Genomic DNA, 26,928 nt, shown 5'->3' on the forward strand with positions numbered 1-26,928 from the left:
CCGACGGGCGACAACAGCATGCCGCGCGGCCGGGCCGTCGCAGCCAGCGGTGTTCCCGCTCTCTAGGTACTCAACCACGGGACCACCGGGTCACGAGGATGTTTCGGCAGGCTGGCCCGCCGGGTCGTACGCCCGGGCGACGGCCGGCACCGGCGCGGCGTGGTGGACGTGGCCACCGGCGACCCGCGGGACGCGGGAGGTGGGCGGGACCTACGGGCGGTCAGCCCACCAGCAGACCCTGGGCGGCACCGCCGTCGCGCAGCGCGGCCAGCGCCGCGTCCACCGCCAGCGGCGGCGGGACCGGCAGGTCGTACGGCTGGTTGCGGAGCACCTCGGTGGCCCGGCGGGTGGGCACCGAGGTGACCGGGTAGCCGCGCGCGGCGGTGCGGTCCAGGGCCCGGCGACGGCGGCCGAACGCGGCGACCGCGAGCCACTGGGGCAACCCGGCCAGCGCCGGCGACGGCACGCCCGGTGGTTCCGGCAGGACGTCCACCGAGGTGAACGGCTCGCTGCCGGCCAGCCACCACTCGGCGGCGGCGACGCTGCGCCGGGTGGCGTTCTCGCACCAGTACGGCACCAGCCCGGCCCGGACCACCTGCCAGGGGTCGAGCAGCCGGCCGCACTCCACCACCAGCCGGTTCCCGGTCTTGCCGGCGCCGCGCAGCCACCCCCGGTACAGGTCGGCGGTCGCCGCGCTGAGCACCTCGGGCTGCGGGAAGAGCACCCGGTGCAGCCGGTGACCCCGACGGCCGGTCCACTCCCGCGCCCCGAGTTCGAATCCGGCCTCGACGCTGTTCTCGGCCAACGCCCGCGCGGAGGACACGTCCGGCGGGTCCCAGCGGGACCGGTCACCACCGGCGGAGCGGAGCACCTGACGCAGCGCCGGACTGTCCGGGTGGAAGTCCACCGGGTCGAGGCCACTGGCCGGGCAGCCCACCTGGAAGCTGTGCCCACGGCCGTCGTCGCGGACCGGCCAGGTGCGGGCGTCGCGCAGCAGCAGCACGGACGCGTCCGGCGCGAGCCGGGCGGCCAGGAACCGGGCGTACGCGCGGGGCAGGCGCTGCCAGCGCACCCCGAGCGTCACCGTCGCCCCGGCCAGCGCGCCCCGGCTGGCCGGGCAGTGGACCTGGCGGACGTGGACGTCGGTGTTGCCGCTCAGCAGCCGACCGGCCAGCGCCGCGCCGTGGTCATGGGCCGCCCGGGGATGGTCGACCGCGCCGTCGGTCCAGCGGACGGTCATCTCGAAGCCGGCGGGTAGCCACGGCACGCCGAGCGCGACCGCGAGGTGCACGGCCGCGCCGTGCGCCGAACCGAGCACCGCGCCCGGGTACCGCCGGCGGGGGTACTGCTCGACGAACCAGCGGGCCACCCGTTCGGCGTCCACCGTGGCGGCCTGCTCCACCGGCAGCGCCACCCGACCGGCGGTCCGGGCGACGGCCGCCCGGCGCACCGGTTCCGGCGCACCGGGAAACCGCGCCAGGGAGGGTGGGTGACCGAGGTCGGCGCAGTCCGCCCCGCGCAGCGCCCGGGCGGCGGCGGCCACCAGGACCCGGGCGGTGCTGCCCGCCGCCACCACCCGTTCACCGGCCGGGCCGGCGCCGTCAGCCGGCACCCCGGTCCGCGTCCCGCGTCCCGGCCCGACCGTCCCTCGTTCGCTCACCACGCGGCCCGGCTTCCCGTCCGGATGGGGTTCAAACGGGGCGTCCGCCACCGGGCGGGGGGATTCAGCGGGTGCTGGCCCTTCGGTGGTCACCGCCCCCGGACGGGCCCGGCGCACCCGCCGTCCCCGACGGTTCCCTCGTCGGGCTGGTCGGCGACCGGGCTGCTCCGGGCCGGTTCCGACGGTTTCGGGCCGTACGGGGCGGGCATCCCCGTGCCATGGCCGATGACCCGACCACCGCTGCGGCGGGCGCCACCATCACCGCCTACCCGGACGGGCCGCTGCTGGTGCGGGGCGACTTCGTCCTGGTCACCCCCGAGGGGCGCACCATCGAGACACGGCGGGGGACGGTGGCGCTGTGCCGGTGCGGGCGATCGGCGTTGAAACCGTTCTGCGACGGCACGCACAAGATGGTCGGCTTCCGCACCGACTGAGCGCCCCGGGTGGGGTGGTAGCAGGGGCCCCCTGTTACCGCTTTTTGCGGAGCAGGGGTCCCCTGCTACCACCCGGGCGGCGGGTGGGCGGACGGTCAGGTGGGCGGGTGGTCAGGCGGCCAGCGGCACCGCGGCCGACGTCGGGCGCAGCGAGCTGCGGCCGGCTGCCCACCTGGTGAGCAGGTGGGTGGCGAAGAGCCGGTCCACGGCCAGGCAGGCCGCCGCGCCGAAGAGCACGTCACCGGTGCGGGCCGGCTCGGCGCGGGCCAGCCCGGCGCAGAGGTCGTACGCGGCGATCTGCTCGTGCACCGCGTCGGCCTCGACGTGTTCGTCGTAGAAGCGGGTGGCCACCTCGTCGAAGCCGAGCCGGCGCAGCCCGTTGCCGTACCGGCGGTTCGGCAGCGACGAGGTCATCTCGAAGGCGGCGAGATGTCCGACCAGCGCACCGCGCAACCGACGGTGCAGTCCGAACAGGGAGATCACGTTGGTGGTCGCCAGGGTCACCCCGGGCACCGCGTCGAGGTGGGCGGCGTACCCGGTGTCCAGGCCGAGCCGGTCCAGGGTGAGCCGGAACAGTTCGGCGTGCATGCGCTCCGGCCGGCCGCCACCGTACTCGTCGGCCTGGATCTCCACCAGCGCGGCCTTGACCGCACCGCCCAGCCGGGGGATCGCCCAGGAGTGCGGATCGGCCTCCTTGAGGTGGTAGATCGAGCGGTGCGTGACGAACTCCCGGAACTGTGCCAGGGTGGCCCGCCGGTGCAGGGTGGCGACCAGCGACGGGCCGTCGTCGGCCTGGACCAGCGCGGCCAGCGCCGCCGGCAGGTCGGCCGGATCCGTCGCCGGCAGCGGCCCGACCAGGCGGCGCAGCGCGGCCTCGAACCGTCGTTCGAGGCGGGCGCGCAGGGCCAGCAGCGACGGCTGCCACTCCCACTCCTCGTCCACCCCGGCCCAGCCCCGGTAGTGCAGCTCGTAGCAGAGGAACAGGGCCAGTTGCAGGTCCTCGTCAGTGAGCGGGTCGTCCGGGTCGCAGTCGAGGTGCGCCGGAACGTCGTGCGGCGGTTCCCGCCACGCGGCGACCAGGGCGGCCGAGACCGGGCCGCGTGGCTCGGGCAGCGGCGCGGGGCCGTGTGCGCGGGCGGCGGGGTCGGACATGGCGCCTCCCTGGTCGACTGCGCGGTAGATGCCCCGGCCGCTGCGGCCTAAACGGTGCCCCGGCCGCGACGTGCCCGCCCGACTCCGCCCGGTGCGTCAGCTCCGCCCGGCGCGTCGGCCCGGGCCCGCCCGGCCGGTGGCGGGGCGGTCAGGCCCCACCGCGTCCCGGCGTGCCGGCGTCGGTGTAGCGCAGCACCGCGCCGACGCCGTCAGTCAGCCCGGGGGCCTCCTCCGGTCCCAGCACGGTCACCGCCGCGTCGGTGCCGACCAGTGCCCGCACCAGGGCCGCGTCGGCGCGTACCCGCTGGGGGTCGTCGACGGCCATGGCGGTGAGCTGCCCCGGGTCGGTGGCGATCTCGGTCGGTTCCGAGCCGATCCAGAGTTCCTCCGTGGAGGACGGGTCGTCCACGATCAGCATGGTGTCGACCTGGTTGCGTTGGAGCGCGCCGACCACCGCGTCCAGACCCGCGCCGACGTCCTCCTGCACGCCGAACCGGTCCAGCGTCTCCTGGATCCGTCGGTCGGCCACCTCGGCGACGGCCTGCACGGTGACGTCCTCCATGGCCGTTGGGTCCGCGCCCCCGGCCCGCTTGCCGGCGTCGGTGCGGATCAGCCGGTCCTGCCAGCGTGGGGGCAGCTGCGCGGCGATCACCCCGGTGGCCCGGACGTCCCCGGCGAGGACCACCACCTCCGCGCCGACCCGCTCGGCCAGCGTGACCGTGGCCGCCGCCGCGTCGCCCGCGTTGTGGTGCCAGGCCTCGGTGGCCGCGCGCTGGTAACGGGACTGGGACCAGCCGCCGGGCTTCACCCGCCGGAGCTGGTGGCTCTCCCGGCCCCGGACGTGGGCCCGACGCGGCACCCCACCGGCGCTGACCGCCACCGCGTCGGCGCCGGTCCGGTCGGCCAGCACCCGGACCCAGGCGACCTGCTCACCCCGCTGGGCGACCAGCGGCATGGTGTGCGGCAGCGGACCGTACGCGGCCAGGTCCCGGATCGGCGGCGCGTGGAGGTACTCGGTGAGCGCGACCCGGCCCCGGCGGGCGAAGAGGGCCAGTCCGTAGTCCCCGGGCAGCGGGGCGTGGCCCCGCACCATCCGGTCCAGTGCCGCGACGGTGTCCGGGTCCGCCCCCTGTTCGGCGAGGCGGCCCGCCAGGTCCCGCCACCGCAGGTCCAGGGCGGGACGTGCGTCCTGGGTGTCCCGGGAGGCGTCCAGGTAGACCGAACACCACGGTCCGGGATGCTCGTAGAGCGGGCGCAGGAAGGACAACTCCATGCTCGACCCCTTTCCGGCTCGGCCCCGCGCTTACCCGCACCGATGCGGTTGTCACCTGACCCCGCCGTCCGGCGCGGGACGCGCCGTGATCACGTTCACTCACGTCGTTCAACCCACCCGACCGATACCATCGGTGCACAGAACAGGACTTACGGTGGTGATGATGGACAGCGACCTCCGACGCCCGCGAATCCTCCGCCCGACCGGCAGGATCTTCACCGGGCGGGTGGTGCGCTTCATGGACGGCTACACCCGTGAGATGCGGGTGGGGCAGCCGATCCTGGTGGCGGTGATGACCGCGGCGAGTCTGACCCAGGTGCTGACCCTGCTGGTGCGGATGCTGCTCAAGGCGGGCGGTGCCGGCGGGCCGGCCCGGCGCAGCTTCAAGGAACTCAAGAAGGGGCCGGAGTTCCTGGTCACGCCGATGCGCCTGCGCGACGCCGAGGGGCAGCTCTACGAGGTCGAGCTGCACGGCCACCTGGCCCAGAGCGCGGTGCATCCCGGCGACCACGTCCAGCTCACCCTGCGCGACCAGGGCGACCCGGACCTCCCGCCCCGGATCGAGCGGATCGTCAACATCACCACCACCCAGTGGCTGACCCCACGACCACCGACGGTCTGGTCCCACTTCGGGCCGCCGCTGCTGCTCCAGGCGTTCGTCGGGGTGCTGGTGGTGGTGCTGGTGGTGGCCTGGGTGATCGCCGTCTGAGCCGCCGGCGCCGACGGGGCGCTCAGGTGCGCCACGTCCGGACGGGTTTGCCGACCCGGGGCAACGGGCAGGCAGCCGGAGCATGTTCCCCGGTTTCACGCTGACCGACGTCGACCTCGGACCGGTACGCCTGCGCGTCCGGCACGGCGGCTCCGGCCCGCCCGTGGTGCTGCTGCACGGTCATCCCCGTACCCACGCCACCTGGCACCGGGTGGCGCCCCGGCTCGCCGACCGGTTCACGGTGGTCTGCCCGGACCTGCGCGGCTACGGCGGGTCGAGCAAACCGCCGACGACGCCCGACGCCGCGCCGTACGCGAAGCGGGCCATGGCCGGCGACGTGGTGGCGCTGATGCGGCGGCTCGGGCACGAACGCTTCGCCGTGGTGGGCCACGACCGGGGGTGCTACGTGGCGATGCGCACCGCGCTGGACCACCCGGAGCGGGTGACCCGGCTCGGCGTGCTCGACGGGGTGCCGATCGGCGAGGCGCTGGCCCGCTGCGACGCCCGGTTCGCCGCCCGCTGGTGGCACTGGTTCTTCCTCGGCCAACGGGAGAAGGCCGCCGAGCGGGTGATCAACCTCGATCCGGACGCCTGGTACGGCGGGTCGCCGGAGCAGATGGGCGCGGAGGCCTACGCCGACTACCGCCGGGCCATCCACGATCCGGCCACCGTGCACGCGATGTGCGAGGACTACCGGGCCGGCCTCGGTCCGGACCGGGCCGCCGACGACGCCGACCGGGCGGCGGGACGGCAGATCGCCTGCCCGGTGCTGTTCGTCCACTCGGAACGCGACGACCTGGCCGACCTCTACGGCGACCCGGCGGCGATTTGGCGGGACTGGGCGGACGACGTCTCCGCCACCTCGATCGACTGCGGGCACCACATGGCCGAGGAGGCGCCGGAGCGGCTCGCCGCCGAGCTGGCCGCCTTCCTGGCCGGCTGAGCGTCGCGCCGGGTCACCGCGCCGCTGGCGTCAGCCCACCGGGGCCGGCGTCCGGACCGGCCCGGTGACCGGCGCGAGCCGGCCGCGGCGGCGGGCCCACCGCTCGAAGACCAGCGTCGCGAACGGCGGGACCGCGCAGGCCAGGGCCACCAGGGTGATCCCCCAGCCCCACCGCTGCTGGCGGGCGACCAGCAGGGTCAGCAGGCCGTACGCCATGAAGAGCGCGCCGTGCACGGGCCCGAAGACCTGCACGCCGATCTCGTTGCCGGGTGGCCCGTACTTGACCGCCATCCCGACCAGCAGGCCCAGCCAGGAGCACGCCTCGGCGACGGCCACCACCACGAACCACCGGGTCACCTTCTCGCGCACGTGCTCTCCCCTCTCGCGCGGGCCATGTTAGGGCCCGCAGTGGGTACAACGACAGACGGGTGGCCGTGGCGCGAGCCGGATCACGCCGAACCGCGCTGCCCGGGGAAAGGGACTCCGACCTCTTCCCCGTACCGCCGGCACATGCGAGGTTGGAGACACCAGGGGTGACAGGGTGGTGACCATGGGCGAGGACGTCGGGATTCGGACCTTCACACGGGAGGACCGGGCCCGGTACCGGGAGAAGGTCCGCCGTTGCCTCGACGTCTTCGCCGAGATGCTGCGGGAGTCCCGGTTCGAGTCCGACCGCCCGACGACCGGGCTGGAGATCGAGCTGAACCTGGTGGACGACGCGTCGATGCCGGCGATGCGCAACGCCGACGTGCTCGACGCCGTCGCCGACCCGAGCTTCCAGACCGAGCTGGGCCAGTTCAACGTGGAGATCAACGTCGCCCCCCGGCGACTCGCCGGCACCGGCACCGCCGAGTTCGAGGAGAGCGTTCGGGCCAGCCTGAACGCGGCGGAGGAGAAGGCCCGCACGGTCGGCGCGCACATGGTGATGATCGGAATCCTGCCGACGCTGCGGCCGGAGCACCTGACCGCCGGGACCCTCTCGGCGAACCCGCGCTACCGCCTGCTCAACGAGCAGATCTTCGCCGCCCGGGGTGAGGACCTGCGGATCGCGATCAGCGGCGTGGAACGGCTGGCGACCACCGCCGACACCATCACCCCCGAGGCCGCCTGCACCAGCACGCAGTTCCACCTCCAGGTCAGCCCAGCCCGGTTCGCCGACTACTGGAACGCCGCCCAGGCCGTCGCCGGGATACAGGTGGCGCTGGGCGCCAACGCGCCGCTGCTGTTCGGCCGGGAACTGTGGCGGGAGACCCGGATCCCGCTGTTCGAGCAGGCCACCGACACCCGGGCCGAGGAGATCAAGGCCCAGGGCGTACGCCCCCGGGTCTGGTTCGGGGAACGCTGGATCACCAGCGTCTTCGACCTGTTCGAGGAGAACGTACGGTACTACCCGGCGCTGCTGCCGATCTGCGATCCGGAGGACCCGGCCGAGACGCTCGCCGCCGGGGACGTACCCAAGCTGGCCGAGCTGCGGCTGCACAACGGCACCGTCTACCGCTGGAACCGGCCGGTCTACGACGTGGTGCGGGGCCGGCCGCACCTGCGGGTGGAGAACCGGGTCCTACCGGCCGGGCCGACCGTCCTGGACACCGTCGCGAACGGCGCGTTCTACTTCGGCCTCGTCCGGGCGCTGGCCGAGTCGGACCGGCCGCTGTGGTCGCAGATGTCGTTCAGCGCGGCCGAGGAGAACTTCCACGGCTGCGCCCGGCACGGCATCGACGCCCAGGTGTTCTGGCCGGGACTGGGCTACCTGCCGGTCACCGAGTTGGTGCTGCGGCGGCTGCTGCCCCTGGCCCACCACGGTCTGGACGGGTGGGGGCTGGACCCGGCGGAGCGGGACCGGCTGCTCGGCATCATCGAGGGCCGCTGCCTGACCGGGCGTAACGGCGCGTCCTGGCAGGTGGCCACCCTGCACCGGTTCGAGGGCGAGGACCACGTCGACCGGCCGGAGGCGCTGCGCCGGATGCTCGGCCACTACGTCGACCTGATGCACAGCAACCGACCCGTCCACGAGTGGCCGTTGCCCTGACAACGGTCCGTCGCGGCTCGGCGGCCGGTCAGAGTGCCACGATCGCCGCCGTCTCCGCCGGCAGCTCCACGGCGTCCCGCATCACGGTCACCCCGGTACCGGTGGCGAGCAGGACCTGGCGGACCACCCCGGGCAGGTTGACCCGCTGTGCCCGGTCGGCGAGGTTCGCCACCACCAGGCACTCCCCGCGCCGCACCACCAGGAACCGGTCGCCGTGGCGCACGTCGACCCGGTCCAGCCGGGGGTCGGACAGGTCGGGCCGGGCCTTGCGCAACGCGATCAGCCGGCGGTGGAACGCCAGCATCTCCCGGTGCTCGGGCTTGTCCAGCTCCGCCCAGTCCAGCCGGGACCGGGTGAACGTCTCCGGGTCCTGCGGGTCGGGGACCTCCCCCTCCGGCCACCCGTGCGCGGCGAACTCCCGCCGCCGGCCGGTGGCGACCGCGGTGGCCAGTTCCGGCTCCGGGTGACTGGTGAAGAACTGCCACGGCGTGGTCGCGCCCCACTCCTCCCCCATGAACAGCATCGGGGTGAACGGCGCGGTCATCAGCAGCGTCGCGCCGACCCGCAGCAGCGCCGGGGAGAGGGTGGCGGAGATCCGGTCACCGGTGGCCCGGTTGCCGATCTGGTCGTGGTTCTGCAGGTACGCCACGAACCGGTGCCCGGACACCCGCTGCCGGTCGACCGGCCGGCCGTGGCTGCGGTTGCGGAAGCTCGACCAGGTGCCGGCGTGGAAGAACGCCCCGGTGAGCACCGCCTCCAGGCAGTCCAGCGAGCCGAAGTCGGCGTAGTAGCCCTGTCGTTCCCCGGTGAGCAGGGTGTGCAGGGCGTGGTGGGCGTCGTCGTTCCACTGCGCGTGCAGGCCCATCCCGCCCGCCTCGCGCGGGGTGACCAGCCGGGGGTCGTTCAGGTCGGACTCGGCGATCAGCGACAACGGCCGGCCGAGGTGGGTGGCGAGCGACTCCACCTCGACGGCCAGTTCCTCCAGCAGCGGCGTCGCCCGGTCGTCGGCGAGCGCGTGCACCGCGTCCAGCCGCAGGCCGTCGACGTGGTAATCGCGCAGCCACATCAGCACGCTGTCGATGATGTATCGGCGCACCTCGTCGGAGTGCGGCCCGTCCAGGTTGACCGAGCGCCCCCAGGTGTTGCTGCCCTCGGTCAGGTACGGCCCGAAGCGTGGCGCGTACGCCCCCGAGGGGCCGAAATGGTTGTAGACGACGTCGAGGATCACCCCCAGTCCCCGGCGGTGCGCCGCGTCGACCAGCCGTTTCAGGCCGTCCGGGCCGCCGTAGGCGTGGTGCGGGGCGAACCAGCAGACCCCGTCGTAACCCCAGTTGTGCTCGCCGTTGAACGCGTTCACCGGGAGCAGTTCGATCATGTCGACCCCGAGGTCGACGAGGTGGTCCAGGCGGTCGATCACCGCGTCGAAGGTGCCCTCCGGGGTGAACGTGCCGACGTGCAGCTCGTACAGGACGCTGCCGGGCAGGTGCCGGCCGGTCCACCCCTGGTCCCGCCAGGCGAAGGCGGCATGGTCGTAGACCCGGCTCGGCCCGTGCACGCCCGCCGGCTGCCAGGGTGAACGCGGGTCCGGCAGGGCGCTCTCGTCGTCGTCGAGCAGGAACGCGTAGTCGGTGCCGGGCCCGGCGTCGGGCGCCTCGGCCCGCCACCAGCCTCCCGGCGCGGGGGTCATCTCCCGGTCGGCGTCGCCGGTGATCCGCAGCCGGACCCGTTCGGCCTCCGGTGCCCACACGGTGAACTCGGTCATGACGCCTCCCGGGAATCGGTGGGAGCGAGCAGCGCGACGGGGTAGGTGCCGAGCAGGTCGGCCAGCGGCACCCGTCCGCCAGCGTAGACCCGCCCGGTGAACAGCTCGGTCAGGTCGTGAACGGGAAGCGACACGCTCGTGTCGCCCCAGCCGCCCCGCCGGTCCAGCCCCACCGGCAGCCGGGTGGCGACCGCGAGCGCGCCGCCGGTGTCGAAGCAGACCGCGTGCTCGGCGGCCGGTCCGTGCGCCGGCACCGGACGGTGGTCACCGAAGAGGTCCGGGCGGTCCCGGCGCAGCCGCAGGGTGCGGGAGACCACCAGCAGCTTCGCCGCGCCGCTCGCGTCGACCGGGGGCCGCCAGCCGGCGTCGAGGCGGGCCAGCAGCTCCCGGCGTACGGCGAAGTCGACCGGCCGGCGGTTGTCCGGGTCGACCAGGGAGTTGTCCCACAGCTCGGTGCCCTGGTAGGTGTCGGGCACCCCGGGCATGGCGAGCTGGACGAGCTTCTGCCCGAGCGCGTTCGACCAGCCCGCCCCGGTGATCTCCCCGGCGAACGCGGTGATCGAGGCGTGCAGACCCGGGTCGTCGTACAGCCGGTCGACCAGGGCGTGCAGGGCGTGCTCGAAGACCGGGTCCGGGTCGGTCCAGCTGGTCGAGGCGGCGGCCTCCCGGGCGGCCTTCTCCACGTACGCGTGCAGCCGCTCGCGCTCGATCGGCCAGGCGCCGACCACGGTCTGCCAGAGCAGGTGGGCGAAGGCCGGGTCGGGCAGCGGCGCCTCGGCCGTCCACCGGCCGACCTGTTCGGCCCAGCGCTGCGGCAGCTCGCTGAGCACGGCGAGCCGGGCCCGCACGTCCTCGCCGCGCTTGGTGTCGTGGGTGGAGAGCGTGGTCATCGCCCTCGGCCAGCGACGCTGCCGGGCGGTGGCGAAGCGGTGGAACTCCGCAGGCGGGGTGCCGAAGTGCGCCGGGCTGCCGCCGACCTCGTTGAGCGCGACGAACCGGCTCCACCGGTAGTAGGCGGTGTCCTCCACCCCCTTGGCCATGACCGCGCCGGTGAGCTGCGGGAACCGCTGGCCGAGTTCGTCGTCCGGGTTGCGCAGCCGGGCGGTGAGCGTGTCCAGGGCGGCGGTCAGGTCGGGCCGGCGTCGGCCGGCCTCGGCACGGGCGGCGGCCAGGTGCCGGGCGCCCTCGGGCGGGTAGCCCCGGTAGACCGGGAAGCAGGCGGCCAGCTCGGCGAGGGCGGCGCGGGCGTCGGACCGGTCGACTTCGGGGGCGAGGGCGGCCAGCCGGGTCAGCTCGGCGGCGAGCAGCCGGGTGGCGGCGGCGAGCTTGGTGGCGTGGATCAGCTCCGGCCAGGAGGTGGCGGTGCCGGTCAGCCGGGTGTCCAGGGCGGTGAACTCACCCTCGGCCCGCCGGTCGACGAAGAGGCCGCAGACTCCGGCGAGCGCCTCGTAACCGGTGGTGCCGTCGACCGGCCACTCCGGCAGCTCCTCGCCGTACTCCAGGATCTTCTCCACGACGAGCCAGGCGGCGGGCGCGGCGGCCCGCAGGCGGGCCAGGTAGGCGGCCGGGTCGCGCAACCCGTCGGGGTGGTCGACCCGGATGCCGTCGACCTCCCCGGCCGTCGCCCAGCGCAGCACCTCGGCGTGGGTGGCGGCAAACACCTCCGGGTCCTCCACCCGCAGTCCGGCCAGGTCGGAGACGGCGAAGAACCGCCGGTACGTCAGCTCGGCGTCGCCGCGCCGCCAGGAGACCAGCTCGTAGTGCTGCCGGTCGTGCACCTCGACGGGGCTGCCGTCGCCGGTGCCGTCGGCGACCGGGAAGCGGTGCTCGTGGTAGCGCAGTTCCCCGTCGACGAGCTTGAGGTCGCCGAGGGCGTCCGGGGTGTCGGCGAGCACCGGCAGGCGCAGCCGGCCGGCGTCCCAGTCGATGTCGAACCAGCGCGCGTACGCCGACTCCCGGCCCCGGCGCAGCACGTCCCACCAGGCCGGGTTCGCCTCCGGCCGGGCCACCCCGGCGTGGTTGGGGACGATGTCGACGACCAGCCCGAGCCCGGCGGCGCGCAGCGCGGCCACCAGTCGTCGCCGGGCCGCCTCGCCACCGAGTTCCGGGTTGACCGCGCGGTGGTCGACCACGTCGTAGCCGTGCGCGGAACCGGGGGTGGCGGTCAGCAACGGCGCGCTGTAGAGGTGGGTGACGCCGAGGTCGGCGAGGTAGTCGACGAGGCCGGCGGTGGCGTCCAGGTCGAAGCCGGGACGGACCTGCACCCGGTAGGTCGCGCCGACCCGACGGCCGGGCGGCGGTACGGGGGAATCGCTGCTCGCCGGCATCAGACCGTCCTCTCCAGGACCACCAGGGAACGGTCCGGCACCCGCAGGGCGCCGCCCGCGCCGACCACCGTCGTGTCGTCCGGGTTCGGGTCGGCGGTGCTGATGACGCACTGCCACTTCTGGCCGAACTCGCCCCCGGGGAGGGTGAAGTCCAGCGGGGCGTCGTGGGCGTTGAAGCAGAGCAGGAACGAGTCGTCCCGGTGGCGCTGGCCGTACTGGCCGCGCTCGCGGATGCCCTCGCCGTTGACGAAGAGGGTGACCGCGCGGCCGAAGTCGTTGCCCCAGTCGTCGCCGTTCATCTCCCGCCCGTCCGGGGTGTACCAGGCCAGGTCGGGCAGGGGCTGCTCGGCGCTCCGGCCACCGACCGGCAGGCCGGTGAAGAAGCGGCGGCGGCGGAACACCTGGTGCCGGGCCCGGAAGTCGGTGAGCGTACGGACGAAGTCCAGCAGTTGCTCGTCGACGCTCTCCCAGTCGATCCAGGCCAGCTCGCTGTCCTGGCAGTAGGCGTTGTTGTTGCCGTGTTGGGTGCGGCCCAGCTCGTCGCCGTGGCCGATCATCGGCACGCCCTGGGAGAGCATCAGGGTGGCCAGGAAGTTGCGCCGCTGCCGGGCCCGCAGGGCGAGCACACCCTCGTCGTCGGTGGGGCCCTCGACGCCGCAGTTCCAGGACCGGTTGTGGCTCTCGCCGTCCCGGTTCTCCTCGCCGTTGGCCTCGTTGTGCTTGTCGTTGTACGCCACCAGGTCGGCGAGGGTGAACCCGTCGTGGCAGGTGACGAAGTTGATGCTGTGGAACGGCTTGCGGCCGTCGTCCTGGTAGAGGTCGGCGGAACCGGAGATCCGGGAGGCGAACTCGGCCAGGGTGGCCGGCTCACCACGCCAGAAGTCCCGGACGGTGTCCCGGTACTTGCCGTTCCACTCGGTCCACACCGGCGGGAAGTTGCCGACCTGGTAGCCGCCGGGGCCGACGTCCCACGGCTCGGCGATCAGCTTGACCTGGCTGACCACCGGGTCCTGCTGGACCACCTCGAAGAAGGTGGAGAGGCGGTCCACCTCGTAGAACTCCCGGGCCAGGGTGGCGGCGAGGTCGAACCGGAAGCCGTCGACGTGCATCTCCTGCACCCAGTACCGCAGCGAGTCCATGATCAGCTGGAGCGAGTGCGGGCTACGGACGTTGAGGCTGTTGCCGGTGCCGGTGTAGTCGACGTAGTAGCGCCGGTCGGACTCTGACAGCCGGTAGTAGCTGGGGTTGTCCACGCCCTTGAAGCTCAGCGACGGCCCGAGGTGGTTGCCCTCGGCGGTGTGGTTGTAGACCACGTCGAGGATCACCTCGATGCCGGCGGCGTGCAGCGCCCGGACCATCCCCCGGAACTCCTGCACCTGCTGGCCGAGGCGGCCCAGCGCGGAGTAGCCGTGGTGCGGGGCGAAGAAGCCGATGGTGTTGTAGCCCCAGTAGTTGCGCAGGCCCAGGTCGGCCAGGCGGTGGTCGTGCACGAACTGGTGCACCGGCATCAGCTCGATCGCGGTCACCCCGAGCCGGGTCAGGTGCTCGATCATCGGCGGGGAGGCGATGCCGGCGTACGTGCCGCGCAACTCCTCGGGGATGCCCGGGTGCCGCATGGTCAGGCCGCGCACGTGCGCCTCGTAGATCACCGAGTGGTGGTACGGGGTGCGGGGCGGCCGGTCGTTGCCCCAGTCGAAGTACGGGTTCACCACGACCGACTTGGGCATGAACGCCGCCGAGTCGGCCTCGGACATCCGGTCCGGGTCGCCCAGCACGTAGTCGTAGACGGCGGGATCCCACTGCACGTCCCCGTCGATCGCCTTCGCGTACGGGTCCAGCAGCAGCTTGTGCGGGTTGCAGCGCAGCCCGTTCGCCGGGTCGTACGGCCCGTGGACCCGGTAGCCGTACCGCTGTCCCGGCTCGACGCCCGGGATGTACCCGTGCCAGACGTGGGCGTCAACCTCGCGGAGCCGGACCCGACGCTCCGCGCCGGTGTCCCACTCGTCGAAGAGGCAGAGGTCGACCGCCTCGGCCACCTCCGAGAAGATCGCGAAGTTGGTGCCCATCCCGTCGTAGGTGGCCCCCAGTGGATAGCGGTCCCCCGGCCAGACCTGCATGTCGCTCCTTCGGGCATGGTTCGTCGACGGCGTCGCCGGGCGGGGCCCGCCGACGCGCACGCCGGTATTGCCCCACCGCACCGCACGCCAATCCACCCGATCGCCCCGTGGCCCGAAATACACCCGGCTGGGCGACTCAAACCTAGAAGTGTTGCTCGTCACGTTCCGCCCCGCTCGGGATGCGGGTTCGCGCTTCATACCGTTCCCTTGGTGCGGGCGCGCGTGCGCGTCCACGCCCGGCCGTTCGGCCCCACCATCACCAACCTTCCGCCGCCATCGACGTCGGCGTGTGCCCTCCTGCCTGGACGGAGAACTGACTGTGACGACCCCGCGGGTCGGCGAGCACCTCGCGAGCCCCTCGGACCGGACCTGCCGGCCCACCCTCACCTCCCGCCCCCAGATCCCGCAGCCCGCCGGGTCGACATCCCGTCCGCGCCGGATCCTGATGCTCTCCTGGGAGTACCCGCCGGTGCTCGTCGGCGGGCTCGGTCGCCACGTGCACGCCCTCTCACTGGCCCTGGTCGCCGCCGGACACGAGGTCACCGTGGTCACCCGGCACGCCGAGGGCGCCCCGCTGGAGGAGTACGCCGACGGCGTGCGGGTCGTCCGCGCCGCCGAGGACCCGGTGACCTTCCCCCTGGCCACCGGTTCGCTGCTGGCCTGGACGATGGCGTTCAACCACACCCTCACCCGGGCCGCGCTGCGCGCCGCCGAGTCCGGCGGGTACGACGTGGTGCACGCCCACGACTGGCTCGTCGCGCACACCGCGATGACGCTGCGTGACCACCTGGACGTGCCGCTGGTGAGCACGATCCACGCCACCGAGGCGGGACGGCACCAGGGTTGGCTGCCGGAGGAGATGAACCGCACCATCCACGGGGTCGAGCACTGGCTCAGCAACGAGTCCGGCCGGGTGATCGTCTGCTCCGGGTACATGCGCGACGAGGTGACCGGGCTGTTCGGCGTGCCCGCCGGGCGGGTCGACGTGGTGCCCAACGGGGTCGAGCCGCACCGCTGGAAGGCCCCGGTGGCCGCGGTCGCCGCCGCCCGCCGCCGGTTCGCCGGGGACGGGCCGCTGGTCACCTTCGCCGGTCGGCTGGTCTACGAGAAGGGCGTGCAGCACCTCCTCGCCAGCCTGCCCCGGCTGCGGGACCGGCACCCCGGGCTGCGTGCCGTGATCGTCGGCGACGGCCCGTACCGGGGTGAGCTGGAGGCCGAGGTGCACCGGCTCGGCCTGGCCGGCACGGTCAGCCTGCCCGGCTTCCTCGGTGGCACCGACCTGCCCGCCGTGATGGCCGCGTCGGACTGCTTCGCGGTGCCGAGCATCTACGAGCCGTTCGGCATGGTGGCGTTGGAGGGGGCGGCGGCCGGCGCGCCGCTCGCCGTCGCCGCGACCGGGGGTCTCGCCGAGATCGTCGAGCCCGGCGTGACCGGCATGACCTTCCGCCCTCAGGACCCCGACGGGCTCAGCGAGGCGGTGCACGCGCTGCTCTCGGACACCGACCGGGCCCGGATGCTCGCCCGGCGCGCCCGCGTCATGGTGCACGAGCAGTACGGCTGGGCGGCCATCGCGCAGCGCACCGTCGACAGTTACGCCACCGCCATCGCCGGTTCCTCGTCGTTCACCGCGGCGCAGGCGGCCCAGCGGATGGCACACGGCCGTCCTGCCTCCCCGGCCGTCGGGGAAGGCAACCTGCTCGCCGCCGCCGGCCTGCGCTGAGGTGGTAGCAGGGGTCCCCTGTTACCGATTTCTGTCGAACAGGGGACCCCTGCAACCACCCCAGCACCCCCTGCGACCACCACCCCGCACGGGGGCGGCCACTCGGCGGTGGGCCGATCGTCGCCTGGCCGCTCCCGTCCGGGCATCCTGATCTGCCGTTACGATCTTGCATCCGCACTGTTCAGCGCAGGTATGCATCGGACAGACTCGCAGCATCCGACCGGGACTAGGTCCGAGGAGGATTGGGTGCGGGTGCTCCTGGTGGAAGACGACCTGCGTGTCGCGGCGGTTCTCGCCGCGGCGCTGCGGCGGCGGGGGCACGAGGTGGTCCAGGCGCTGACGGCGGCGGAGGCGGTACGGGCGGAGCCGGTCGACCTCATCCTGCTCGACATGAACCTGCCCGACCGCGACGGCCTGGAGGTGTGCCGGCGGATCCGCCAGCTCAGCGAGGAGGTCGCCATCATCGCGGTGACCGCCCGGGGCGAGGAGCACGACCGGGTGGCCGGGTTGCGCGCCGGCGCCGACGACTACGTGGTGAAGCCCTTCTCGATGGTCGAGTTGCAGGCCCGCATCGAGGCGGTGATGCGTCGCACCGGCCGCGCCGCCGGTGCCGCCCGCGTCACCGCCGCCCTCCAGGTCGGCGACCTGCGCGTCGACGTCGACGCCCGGCGGGTCTGGCTGGCCGGCCGGGAGGTCGGCCTGTCCCGTAAGGAGTTCGACCTGCTGGTGGTGCTGGCCCGGCAGGCCGGCACGGTGGTGTCCCGGGACCGGTTGCAGATGGAGGTCTGGCACACCACCTGGGCGACCCGGCACAATCTCGACGTCCACGTCGCGGCGCTGCGCGGGAAGTTGGACGACGCCGGCCTGGTGGAGACGGTACGTGGCGTCGGCTACCGGCTCCGGGCCGGCTGATCACCCACCGTGACGACCGGTGGGGCGGCAACCTCAGATGATCCTCAAGAATCCCAGCTGGCGGCCCCATGAACGGCTGATTACGGGTGTGCTGTCGGTACCCCAGCCATCCCTCCTGTTTGGAGATCCCCTTGAGATACAGACGGACTACGGCCGGTGTGTTCTCCGCCCTGTTCGCCGTCACCCTCGCCGCGACGGCGCTGCCCGCCCAGGCGCACGGGCAGTCGGCGCTCGCGGCGGCCCAGCAGCAGGCGGAGCCGAACCAGGTCCGGGACCTGACGGTCGTCCAGGGCGACGGGTACGCGACCCTGGCCTGGACCCCGGTCGACGGCGCCACCGACTACCAGATCGAGCGGACCCCGGTGGCCGAGGACGGCACCGCCACCGGGCCGGCGGTGATCAGCGGTCTCTGGCGGCCGAACCGCCAGGTCAACAACACCGAGCCGACCTTCGCCGATGCCGGCTTCGCCCCCGGGAACCGGTTCCAGTGGCGGGTCCGCGCCCGCGTCGGCACCACCGAGCAGCCGTACTCGGCGCCGGTCAGCGGCACCACCCGGCCGCACTGGGGCGACCCGAACACCCCGGGCCAGAACCTGCGCACGCAGTGGGAGACCACGCTGGGCGCGCAGTACACCAGCGACGTCAACGAGTACGCCTACACCGCGGCGGTCGACGAGCTGAGCGAGCGGGTACGGGTGGTGGAGATCGGCCGTACCGTCCAGAACCGGCCGATCAACATGTTCGTCATCGGCTACCCCACCCCGCCGGCGACGCCGGATGCGGTCGCCGCGACGAACCCGCTGGTGGTCAACTGCAACGTCCACGGCAACGAGCCCGGTGACCGCGAGGGCTGCCTCATCATGGCCCGGCAGCTCGCCTTCACCGACGACGCCGCCACGCTCGACAAGCTGTCGAAGACCACCATGCTGATCGTGCCGACCATCAACGGTGACGGCCGGGCGGCCAACAGCCGGGGCAACTCCACCGGTCAGGACCTGAACCGGGACTACTCCCTGATCCGCCAGCCGGAGACCCAGGCCTTCGTGGAGATGGTCCGTGACTACCGGCCGATCGCCAGCTTCGACGGCCACGAGTACGGCAACACCAACACCGGTGACCTGCCGATGCTGCCGCCGCGCCACCAGAACGTGCCCCAGGGGATCTTCGACACGTCGCAGGACATGATCGAGGGGCACATGTACACCGAGGGCGCCAAGGACGGCTGGTGGGCCTGCCCGTACGGGTGCACCGGCGCCGGCGTGGGCCTGAGCGAGGAGACCATCCTGCGCAACACCCTCGGCCTGAAGAACGTGGTCAATTCCCTGCTGGAGCTGCGCAGCTCCGGTGGCCCGACCCGGCCGGACGAGGGCAACACCGCCAACAACCGCCGGCGCAAGACGTACTCCGCCCTGTGGACGTTCCACCAGTTCCTGACGTACCACGTGGCGAACATCCCCGGCATCAGCAAGGCCCGGGCGGAGGGCATCGCCTTCCAGTCGGCGAACACCGGCCGGATCGTGTTCCGGGGCTCGCGCCCGATCGAGGCGTACCCCGCGCCGCACCCGGGTGAGGCCCCGCCGCCGCTGGACGCCCCCACCCCGGAGCGGATCCTGGAGCAGCCGCCGTGCGCGTACCGGCTGACCGAGGAGCAGTACAACGGGGCGCGCAGCGACGGCCCGGCCGGCCGGCAGACCACCGTGGCCCAGCGGCTCGCCGCCCACGGCTGGAAGGTCATCAAGGTCGCCGACGGGTACCTCGTCCCGCTGTCGCAGCCGGAGCGGGGTCTGGTGCCGCTGCTCCTCGACGGGCAGGCCGTCGAGGGCCTGGTCGACGGCGAGCGGATCGCGCCCACGCTGACCGGCACCCACAACGGTCCGCTGACCGTCACCGGCGTGGCCTGCCTGGCCGGCGCCACCGTCCGGGGTCCGATCCGGGTCCAGCCGGGCGCCACCCTGATCGTCAACGGCAGCTCGATCTCCGGGCCGGTCAACGTCAGCGGCGCGGCCGGGTTCGTGCTGACCGACACCACGGTGAACGGGCCGGTCAACGTCACCGGCACCCGGGGCCCGGTGGTCCTGGTCGACAACCGGGTCGACGGCCCGGTGAACGTGGTCGACAGCGCGGGCGTGGCCCCGCTGCTGGCCGGCAACACCGTCTCCGGCCCGCTGGGCTGCACCGGCAACGCCCCCGCGCCGGTCAACCTGGAGGTCGGCAACTCGGTCAGCGGTCCGAAGTCCAGCCAGTGCGCACGCCTGTGAGCTGCTGAACCTCGTACCGACGACTCTCGTGCCGGCAGGCCGGTCCCGCGACCGGCCTGCCGGTGCCCCTGACGCCAGTGGAGTGGAGAAGACCGTGACCGACACCCTCCCCCGGGCCGCGACGCCGGCACCGCGCCGCGCCCGACGGCGCGCCATCCCGCTCGCCGGGGCCCTCGCCCTGCTGGTCGCGGTCGCCGGATGCACCGGCGGGGACGACAGCGGACCGGGCACGACGGACGCCGGCAGCCCGGCCGCGGTCACCGTGACCGGTCCGCTCTGCGACGTGCTGCCCTCGGGCAGCGAACCGGGCAACCCGGCCTCGCTCGTCGACCAGCCCGCCGACCGCGCCCTCGGGTGGATACCCGTGCTCACCACCTTCGAGGCGGCGGTCCGGGCCAGCGGCATGGCCACCGAGCTGGCCGGGACCCAGCCGGTGACCATCCTCGCCCCGACCGACGACGCGTTCGCGGCCAAGTTCTCCCGGACGAACCTCGACGAGCTGCTCCTGAAGGACACCGAGAAGCTGCGCGGTCTGCTGCGTGAACATGTGGTCACCGGCGCGCTGCCGGTCGCCGAGCTGGTCTCCGCCGGCACGGTGACCACCCTCGCCGGCACCCGACTGACCGTGACCGGCCAAGGGCAGGGCGCACGCGTCGACGACGAGGCCGATCTGGTCTGCGCCGACTACCAGGCCGTCCGGGCCCGGATCCACGTCATCGACCACGTGCTCGGCAGCCTGCCCACCACCGCGAACGGCGACGACCACCCGGCGCACTGAACGCGTACGCCCCGACACACGCCGACGGCCGTCGACCCCGTACCCGGGTCGACGGCCGTCGGTGTGTGGTCGCCTCAGCGCTCCGCGAACGGTACGTAGCTCCGCTCGGCGGCACCGGTGTAGAGCTGCCGCGGACGGCCGATCTTGGTCTCCGGGTCGCCGATCATCTCGCGCCACTGCGCGATCCAGCCGGGCAGCCGGCCGAGCGCGAAGAGCACCGTGAACATCTTGGTCGGGAAGCCCATGGCCTTGTAGATCAGGCCGGTGTAGAAGTCCACGTTCGGGTAGAGCTTGCGGGAGACGAAGAAGTCGTCGGCGAGGGCGATCTCCTCGAGCTGCATCGCGAGGTCGAGCAGCGGGTCCGGCTTGGCCATCCGGCCGAGCACGTCCTGGGCGGCCTTCTTCACGATGGCGGCGCGCGGGTCGTAGTTCTTGTAGACCCGGTGGCCGAAGCCCATCAGCTTGACGCCGTCGGCCTTGTCCTTGACCTTGCGGACGAAGGACTGCACGTCCCCGCCGTCGGCCTGGATGCGCTGGAGCATCTCCAGCACCGCCTGGTTGGCGCCGCCGTGCAGCGGCCCGAAGAGGGCGTTGACCCCGGCCGAGACCGAGGCGAACAGGTTGGCGTTGCTGGAGCCCACCAGGCGGACCGTCGAGGTGGAGCAGTTCTGCTCGTGGTCGGCGTGCAGGACGAAGAGCATGTCCAGCACCCGGGCCATCACCGGGTCGACGTCGTACGGCTCGGCCGGCACGCCGAAGGTCATCCGGAGGAAGTTGTCCACGTACCCGAGCGAGTTGTCCGGGTAGAGCATCGCCTGTCCGATGGACTTCTTGTGCGCGTACGAGGCGATGGTGGGGACCTTGGCCAGCAGCCGGACGGTGGACATCTCCACGTGCTCGGCGTCGAACGGGTCCAGGCTGTCCTGGTAGAAGGTGGAGATCGCGCTCACCGCCGAGGAGAGCACCGCCATCGGGTGCGCGTCGCGCGGGAACCCGTCGAAGAAGCGCCGCATCTCCTCGTGCAGCATCGAGTGCCGGCGGATCCGCTGGCTGAAGTCGTCGAGCTGCGCCTCGGTCGGCAGCTCACCGTAGATGAGCAGGTAGGAGACCTCCAGGAAGGAGGACTTCTCGGCCAGTTGCTCGATGGGGTAGCCCCGGTACCGCAGGATGCCCGCGTCACCGTCGATGTAGGTGATCGCCGAGGAGCAGGCCGCGGTGTTGACGAACCCGGGGTCGTAGGTGACCAGTCCGGTCTCCTTGAGCAGCTTGCCGACCCGGATTCCGGCGGGGCCTTCGACCGCGGACTGCACCGGCATCGAAAGCTGCCCACCGGGGTGATCGAGCTTGACTTCCGTCATCTGTCCCTCGCTTCGCCGGCAGAATCTACGTTGAGGACCGCCTCCGCTTTTTGACGAAGGTGTCTTCGCTTTTACCGTAAACGCGATCCCTGTGACACCGCCTGTCGTGGTTGAGCGGTGAGGGATGCGTCACGCGATTCCCTATCGGCCGACTCGGAAACCCCGTCGTGCTGGGACGAAGCGGACGACCGGCGGCGGTCAGGCGGGTTCCGGCAGTGACGACAAATGATGAGCGGAAATCATCCGAAACCATCCCGACATCGACGACTGTCAGCCGCTTACGCGTTGTGGGATCAACCCTCGGTGACCATCGGCGGGCCGGGACAACCGGGACCGCCGCACCGGTGGGCAGTGGGGGAAATCACTCGGCGGGGCCGGCCGACACCCCGTCTCCGGGCAGCCGCCGGCGGCACCGAGCGGTGGGCGGCGCGCGGCGTCAGCCGACCGGGGTGAGCCGGCGCAGCGTCCCGTCCGGGGCGACCTGGTAGACGTCGAGCCGGTTCGGTCCGGCCCGGAAGAGCGCGTCGTCGGTCAGCAGCGCCGCGAAACGCCGCCCGGCCGGATCGGGCGGGACCACGGGCACGACCGCGCCGACGCGTCCGTTGACCGACACGGCCAGCAACGTGCCGTCGGGCACCCGGTCGGGCACCGTCCCCCAGACCAGCGCGGGCAGCCGTCCGGCGGCCGGGTCGACGGCGCGGAACGCGTCGAGGTTGGCCACCTGGACCGTACCGCCGGTCGGCGGGTCGCCGACGGTGGTCCCCACCAGCGGGTGGGGCGCGGCCGGGACGGGCGGGGCGGGTACGCCGCCGGGCAGGGTCAGCGGCTGCCCCGGCCGGTCGTAGAAGCGCTTGTCGCCCCGTCCACGGGCCTCCTGCCGCGCCGACCGTCCGTCGACCCGCCAGGGCAGGCGGACCCGGGCCAGGTCGGCCACGGTCGGCAGCAGGTCGACGTGCTCCCAGTTCCGGTCGTCGACCCGCCCGGCCCGCTGGCCGGGCTCCTTGACGAACGTCGGCACCCAGGCCACCTCGTCCGGGGCAGCGCGGATCGCGTCCATCCCCCGGCCCTGGGAGCCGGTGGTGAAGCTGACGCCGTGGTCGGCGGTGACCACCAGCAACGCCTGGTCGTAGAGGCCGGTCGCGCGCAGGGTGCGGAGCGTCTCGCCGATCAGCCGGTCGGTGTAGCCGAGCTGGGCCAGGTGCCGCTGCCGGCCCAGGTCGGCCCAGCCGGCGCCGTCGTCCGGCAGGTCGTCCGGGGCCTCGTACCGGGACCCGGAGGGCAGGTACGTCCACGGGGGGTGCGGCATGAGCAGGTGCAGGAAGTGCAGCGTGGGCCGCGCGGCGGGGCGCAGGTCGGCCAGGAAGCGGGTGAACCGGGCCGGCTGGTGGTCGTCCAGGTTGTCCCACCGGAACTTCGGGTCGGTCGGGGGTGGCTCGGCCGCGTCGAGTCCCGCCTCGGCGGCTGTGGGCTCCCGGTAGCCCGCCTCCGGGTCGACCCGGCTCTCCGCCGGCGCGACGAGCTGGCGCAGCAGGTCGGCGCTGGACCGGACCAGCACCCCGAGCCCCTGCTCCGGGCCGACCGGCTGGTCGCAACGGCTCGGCGGACAGAGGCGGGTGATGCTCTCCTGCGCGTGGATGTCGTAGAGGCCGCCGAGGGCGGTGAAGAGGTTCTCCGGGTACCGGGAGTAGTGCGGGGCGTCCGGCCGGGCCGGGTACCGGCCGGTCAGCATCGCCGGCAGCGCGTAGGGGGTCCAGCCGCTGACGCCGGTGGCGTTGCGGTACCAGGTCGACCCGGCGGCCAGTTCGGCGAAGTGCGGGAACCGGGTCGCGTCGATCCGCCCGTCCGGGCCGAGCAGCGAGTGGAGCGGCAGTTCGTCGAGGACGAGCAGGACCACCGGCGGGTGCCCACCGGGACCGGTGGCCACACCCGCCCCCGTCCCGTCGGCGCGCGGCAGCACCACCGCCGAGGCCGGCGAGACGAGGACGAAGAGGGCGACGAAGACCGGTGGTCCGACCGCCGCGGCCCGGAGCATCCGGCCGGGCACGCGCCAACGCCGGTGCGCCGCCGCGCCCGCCACCCCCGCCGCACCGGCGGCCAGCAGCAGCGGTACGCCCCGCAGCCCGGTCACCTCCCGCCCCACCTGGACGGCGAGGACGGCGAGGAGCAGCGCGACGAGCACGCGGTGCGTCACCAGCCGGACCCGACCGCCGGCCAGCCGGGTCAACGCGCCGAGCCCGGCCAGCACGGCGGTGGGCACCACCGCGACCAGGGCGAGCAGGGCCACCACCTGCCCGGGGGTGGCCCGGTGGAACAGGAAGAAGTCGGGGCTGCGGCCGAGTACGTCCAGCAGGGGCTGGGTGACGGCCAGCCCGACCAGGGCGACCACCTCCAGCAGCAGGCCGCCCTCGGCCCGCCAGACCGGCGGCGGGGGCGCGGGGGCCGGGGCGGCCTCGACGGCCGGGGGCGCGATCGTCCGCTCAGCCACCCACGGTCCCGAGGTACAGGGTCCGCGTTCCCGACGGCAGGTCGAGTCGGCGGGTGATCCGGCACCGCGTGCCAAGCAGCCGCTCGAAGACCTCGCACCGGTAGTCCGGGAAGATCCCCACCGGCTTGTTCGCCAGCAGCCGCCGCGCCATCGGGTCGCGGGGGTGCACGAACTCCACCACGATCCGTCCGCCGGGGCGGGTCAGCCCGACCAGGGCGTCGACCACCTCCGGCAGGGGCACGTTGCGCCCGATGGCCAGGTGGTGCACGACCGCCAGGGCGAGCACGGCGTCGGCGGCGGTCCGGGCCGCGAAGGAGGACCGTTCCACCCCGCGCCAGCCACCGCCCGGGGACGGGTCGGCGAGGTCCATCACCAGGGGCAGGATCCGCCGTTCCGACTCGGCGCTCAGCCGCCGGTAGAACCGGTCGACCACCGCCGGGTCCTGTTCGACGGCGACCACCGCGTCGGCGTGCCGGGCGGCGATCCGGGCGTACCGGCCGTCGTTGGCGCCGAGGTCGAGCACGAGCCGGGGACGCGGTCCGGCCGCCAGCGCGGCCTCGACGAAGCGTTCCTTGCCGGCCCGGTCCTCCGCCGAGTAGCCGCAGGTGCGCTGGTAGTCGGCCCAGTGGCTGTCCGGTGGCGGCCGGTCCAGCCGGTCGACGAGTCGTTCGATGCCCCGGACGGTGGCCAGCGCCAGGTCCCGGGAGTACCCGGCGGCCCGGAGCTGGTCGCGGACGTCGGTGGTGGTGGCGGTGGCGTGCCGCCGCTGCATCGCCCCGTGCAGGTGCACGTGGGTCGGCACGCCGGGCAGCAGGCGACGTACGCCCCGGAACAGCGGTCGTAGCTGGTCGGCCTCGATGCCGTCGACGCGGGACCGCAACCACGGCTGGAAGTCCACGCCGAGGTGGGCCTGGAGCAGCAGCGGGTACAGCAGCGTCTGGCAGAACTGCCGGTAGCCCGCCCAGGGTTCGCCCTCGCGGGCCGGCTCGAACGACCCCACGTCGATGAAGACCGGGGCGGCCCCGCGCCACTGCACGTTGTAGGCCGACCCGTCCTTGAGGGTGAACCCGTGGGCGAGGGCGGTGCGGAGGATCTCCAGGTGCAGGAGCGCGGCGTCGCGCAGCATGCCGAACGACCACTCGTACGGGTGGGAGACAAACGGGATCCGCTCGTGCCGCAGCACGGCGGACCAGGGCGTGCCGGGCACCGGTTCGACCGGCTCGGTGCCGCAGACCTTGCCGGCGGCGAGCAGGGCACGGAAGAACTCCGTGCCGGCCAGTGCCCGGTAGTCGCGGGCGGCCTGCTCGTCGAGACCGCGCAGGACGTCACCGTCGAGGTGGAACACCCGGTTCGCCGGGTCGCGGAACGAGGCCGGCTCGGCCCGGAGCCCGGTGTGGGGAATGGTCATGCCGGTCAGTGCCGGTCGGTGCGCTGACGCCGGAACCGGTCGGCCAGTCGGCGCCAGTAGAGCTTGGCGGCCACCGCCGCCCCGGCCACTCCGCCCACCACCGCCTGCACGATCAGGCTGCCGGATCCCGCGTCCAGGTAGGCCAGGTGCATCACCGACCCGCTCCCTTCCCTCGCCGTCGTGGAGTGAGTCCGGCCGGCGCGCTGGGGCAATTATGCCCTAAAAGCCGGACTTGTCTTCACACACCGTACGCCGCGATCCGCCCGTACGGGGCCACACCGGGCAGCCGGTCGGCGAACGCCCCGCGCCGGACCGCCGACGCGTCGCCGCCGGGGATGGACCGGGATGTCCGGGCCCGCCGGGCCGGGCCCACGCCGGCCGGCGACACGCCGACGTCTCGGGTCCGATCCGTTCAAGACGACCGCGCCCCGCCCGCCCTACCGTCGGGGCATGACACCTCGTCTCGACCTGGTCGGTATGGCGACCACGGACATGGCCCGCACCCTGGACTTCTACCGCCGTCTCGGCGTCGACGTGCCGCCCGGCGCGGAGAACGAGCCGCACGTGGAGGTCAGCCTGCCCGGTGGCGTCCGGCTGGCCTGGGACACCGTGGAGACAATCCGCTCCTTCGACCCGGACTGGCAGCCGGGCGACGGCGGCCCCCGGATGAACCTGGCGTTCCGCTGCGCCGACCCGGCCGAGGTCGACCGGTACTACGCGGAGCTGACCGGAGCCGGCTTCACCGGACACCTCGCCCCCTGGGACGCCTTCTGGGGGCAGCGGTACGCCGTCCTGCACGATCCGGAGGGCAACGGCGTCGACCTCTACGCCCCGCTGCCGGGCTGAGCCGGCCACGCCCCGCTGCCCGGCTGAACCGGCCGGAGCAGCGTGGTCGGCGGCACCCCGGCCAGGTCCCGCACGTCGCGGGTCAGGTGCGCCTGGTCGGCGTACCCGCTGCGGGCAGCCACCTCGGCCAACGGCGTACCGGTGCGGGCCAGGGCCAGCGCACGCTGCATCCGCAGGATGCGGGCGAGGGTCTTCGGGCCGTACCCGAACAGGGTCAGGCAGCGACGGTGCAGGACGCGCGGGACGAGGCCCACCTCGGCGGCGGTGGCGGCGACGGTGGCCCCGGCGCGCAGCCGGGCGGCGACCCGGACGCCCAGCGGATCCGCGCCGCCGGCCCCGCGCAGCCGCGCCGCCGCGACGGATTCCAGCGCCTCCCCCGGGGCCCGCGCCGCCCGCTCGGCCAGCTCGGCGACCGCCCGGTCACCCCAGAGGTCGGCCAGCGGCACCCGCCGGTCCCGCAGCGCGTCGGCGGGCAGACCGAACACCGCCGGCCCGATGCCGGGCGGCAGCCGCAGGCCGACCCACCGCTCCCCCGGATCACCGACCGAGACGTGCGCCCTGCGGTCCGGCCCGGCCACCACCAGCCCGGCCCGACTGGACCAGAGCAGGTCGAGGCAGCCGTCCGGCAGCACCCGGGTCGGGACGACGTCCGCCGGGGCGGTGCTGGTCCACAGCACCGCCCCGGTGAGCCGCGCGGGACGTTCCCGGTACACGCCCCCAGCCTGCCACCCGGTCGACGTCAACGCGCCGCCCGACT

The 26,928-nt window shown here is 73.7% G+C and carries 22 protein-coding genes; 9 read left to right on the top strand and 13 right to left on the bottom strand.

Annotated elements, in window-relative coordinates; genetic code table 11:
* Nucleotides 1–220: 220 nt before the first annotated feature.
* Nucleotides 221–1,612, bottom strand: a complete 1,392-nt coding sequence (locus GA0070618_RS30590) for a hypothetical protein (RefSeq protein WP_088984736.1) — start codon at nt 1,610–1,612, stop codon at nt 221–223.
* A gap of 266 nt (nt 1,613–1,878) precedes the next feature.
* On the opposite strand from GA0070618_RS30590, the gene GA0070618_RS30595 reads away from it, so the two are divergent.
* Nucleotides 1,879–2,094: a CDGSH iron-sulfur domain-containing protein gene (locus GA0070618_RS30595; RefSeq protein WP_088984737.1), complete on the top strand. Its 216-nt coding sequence runs from the start codon at nt 1,879–1,881 to the stop codon at nt 2,092–2,094.
* A gap of 111 nt (nt 2,095–2,205) precedes the next feature.
* Here the strand turns inward: GA0070618_RS30595 and GA0070618_RS30600 are convergent, their stop codons facing one another.
* A complete protein-coding gene (locus GA0070618_RS30600) occupies nt 2,206–3,246 on the bottom strand; it encodes an iron-containing redox enzyme family protein (RefSeq protein WP_088984738.1) in 1,041 nt (346 codons plus the stop codon).
* A gap of 148 nt (nt 3,247–3,394) precedes the next feature.
* Entirely contained in the window at nt 3,395–4,519 is a 1,125-nt protein-coding gene (locus GA0070618_RS30605) for a baeRF2 domain-containing protein (protein ID WP_088984739.1), read from the bottom strand.
* Between the two features lie 154 nt (nt 4,520–4,673).
* On the opposite strand from GA0070618_RS30605, the gene GA0070618_RS30610 reads away from it, so the two are divergent.
* Both GA0070618_RS30610 and GA0070618_RS30615 read left to right on the top strand, forming a co-directional pair.
* Complete coding sequence (locus tag GA0070618_RS30610; RefSeq protein ID WP_088984740.1) at nt 4,674–5,228, top strand: hypothetical protein; 555 nt, start codon at nt 4,674–4,676, stop codon at nt 5,226–5,228.
* Nucleotides 5,229–5,310: 82 nt separating this feature from the next.
* On the top strand, nt 5,311–6,171 hold the full coding sequence (locus GA0070618_RS30615; RefSeq protein ID WP_088984741.1) for an alpha/beta fold hydrolase: 861 nt from the start codon (nt 5,311–5,313) through the stop codon (nt 6,169–6,171).
* A gap of 30 nt (nt 6,172–6,201) precedes the next feature.
* Here the strand turns inward: GA0070618_RS30615 and GA0070618_RS30620 are convergent, their stop codons facing one another.
* Nucleotides 6,202–6,540 carry a DUF3817 domain-containing protein gene (locus GA0070618_RS30620; protein ID WP_088984742.1) on the bottom strand — a complete coding sequence of 113 codons (339 nt, stop codon included), beginning with the start codon at nt 6,538–6,540 and terminating at the stop codon, nt 6,202–6,204.
* Nucleotides 6,541–6,721: 181 nt separating this feature from the next.
* On the opposite strand from GA0070618_RS30620, the gene GA0070618_RS30625 reads away from it, so the two are divergent.
* A complete protein-coding gene (locus tag GA0070618_RS30625; RefSeq protein ID WP_088985958.1) occupies nt 6,722–8,200 on the top strand; it encodes a glutamate--cysteine ligase family protein in 1,479 nt (492 codons plus the stop codon).
* A 28-nt stretch (nt 8,201–8,228) separates the two neighbouring features.
* Here the strand turns inward: GA0070618_RS30625 and treZ are convergent, their stop codons facing one another.
* The 3 genes from treZ to glgX are packed head-to-tail and all read right to left on the bottom strand — an operon-like array spanning nt 8,229 to nt 14,406.
* Entirely contained in the window at nt 8,229–9,962 is a 1,734-nt protein-coding gene (gene treZ / locus GA0070618_RS30630) for a malto-oligosyltrehalose trehalohydrolase (RefSeq protein ID WP_088984743.1), read from the bottom strand.
* The gene (treY, locus tag GA0070618_RS30635; RefSeq protein ID WP_088984744.1) at nt 9,959–12,289 is read right to left on the bottom strand and encodes a malto-oligosyltrehalose synthase; all 2,331 of its coding nucleotides are present in this window, start codon (nt 12,287–12,289) and stop codon (nt 9,959–9,961) included. The genes treZ and treY overlap by 4 nt, the downstream gene beginning before the upstream one ends.
* Complete coding sequence (gene glgX / locus GA0070618_RS30640; protein WP_088984745.1) at nt 12,289–14,406, bottom strand: glycogen debranching protein GlgX; 2,118 nt, start codon at nt 14,404–14,406, stop codon at nt 12,289–12,291. Before glgX ends, treY begins: the two co-directional genes overlap by 1 nt.
* Nucleotides 14,407–14,725: 319 nt before the next feature.
* On the opposite strand from glgX, the gene GA0070618_RS30645 reads away from it, so the two are divergent.
* From GA0070618_RS30645 to GA0070618_RS30660, 4 genes are all read left to right on the top strand, one after another.
* Nucleotides 14,726–16,126, top strand: coding sequence for a glycosyltransferase family 4 protein (locus tag GA0070618_RS30645; RefSeq protein ID WP_088984746.1), 1,401 nt, complete (start codon nt 14,726–14,728; stop codon nt 16,124–16,126).
* Between the two features lie 246 nt (nt 16,127–16,372).
* Nucleotides 16,373–17,038, top strand: a complete 666-nt coding sequence (locus GA0070618_RS30650) for a response regulator transcription factor (RefSeq protein ID WP_088984747.1) — start codon at nt 16,373–16,375, stop codon at nt 17,036–17,038.
* 131 nt (nt 17,039–17,169) lie between these two features.
* Entirely contained in the window at nt 17,170–19,296 is a 2,127-nt protein-coding gene (locus tag GA0070618_RS30655; protein ID WP_170107786.1) for a M14 family zinc carboxypeptidase, read from the top strand.
* Between the two features lie 94 nt (nt 19,297–19,390).
* A complete protein-coding gene (locus GA0070618_RS30660) occupies nt 19,391–20,074 on the top strand; it encodes a fasciclin domain-containing protein (protein ID WP_143740202.1) in 684 nt (227 codons plus the stop codon).
* A gap of 74 nt (nt 20,075–20,148) precedes the next feature.
* On the opposite strand, the gene GA0070618_RS30665 is transcribed toward GA0070618_RS30660, so the two are convergent.
* From GA0070618_RS30665 to GA0070618_RS33760, 5 genes are all read right to left on the bottom strand, one after another.
* On the bottom strand, nt 20,149–21,432 hold the full coding sequence (locus GA0070618_RS30665) for a citrate synthase (RefSeq protein WP_088984749.1): 1,284 nt from the start codon (nt 21,430–21,432) through the stop codon (nt 20,149–20,151).
* A 436-nt stretch (nt 21,433–21,868) separates the two neighbouring features.
* On the bottom strand, nt 21,869–23,902 hold the full coding sequence (locus GA0070618_RS30670; RefSeq protein WP_231931974.1) for a sulfatase-like hydrolase/transferase: 2,034 nt from the start codon (nt 23,900–23,902) through the stop codon (nt 21,869–21,871).
* Nucleotides 23,903–23,909: 7 nt separating this feature from the next.
* Nucleotides 23,910–25,325 carry a methyltransferase domain-containing protein gene (locus GA0070618_RS30675; RefSeq protein WP_088984751.1) on the bottom strand — a complete coding sequence of 472 codons (1,416 nt, stop codon included), beginning with the start codon at nt 25,323–25,325 and terminating at the stop codon, nt 23,910–23,912.
* A gap of 5 nt (nt 25,326–25,330) precedes the next feature.
* A complete protein-coding gene (locus GA0070618_RS34175; RefSeq protein WP_170107785.1) occupies nt 25,331–25,480 on the bottom strand; it encodes a hypothetical protein in 150 nt (49 codons plus the stop codon).
* Nucleotides 25,481–25,563: 83 nt separating this feature from the next.
* Complete coding sequence (locus GA0070618_RS33760; protein WP_157749043.1) at nt 25,564–25,713, bottom strand: hypothetical protein; 150 nt, start codon at nt 25,711–25,713, stop codon at nt 25,564–25,566.
* 62 nt (nt 25,714–25,775) lie between these two features.
* On the opposite strand from GA0070618_RS33760, the gene GA0070618_RS30680 reads away from it, so the two are divergent.
* Nucleotides 25,776–26,171, top strand: coding sequence for a VOC family protein (locus GA0070618_RS30680; protein ID WP_088984752.1), 396 nt, complete (start codon nt 25,776–25,778; stop codon nt 26,169–26,171).
* On the opposite strand, the gene GA0070618_RS30685 is transcribed toward GA0070618_RS30680, so the two are convergent.
* Nucleotides 26,150–26,884 carry a helix-turn-helix domain-containing protein gene (locus tag GA0070618_RS30685; RefSeq protein ID WP_088984753.1) on the bottom strand — a complete coding sequence of 245 codons (735 nt, stop codon included), beginning with the start codon at nt 26,882–26,884 and terminating at the stop codon, nt 26,150–26,152. The genes GA0070618_RS30680 and GA0070618_RS30685 overlap by 22 nt on opposite strands.
* Between the last annotated feature and the right edge of the window lie 44 nt (nt 26,885–26,928).

This window comes from Micromonospora echinospora (assembly GCF_900091495.1).
Taxonomy (GTDB): domain Bacteria; phylum Actinomycetota; class Actinomycetes; order Mycobacteriales; family Micromonosporaceae; genus Micromonospora; species Micromonospora echinospora.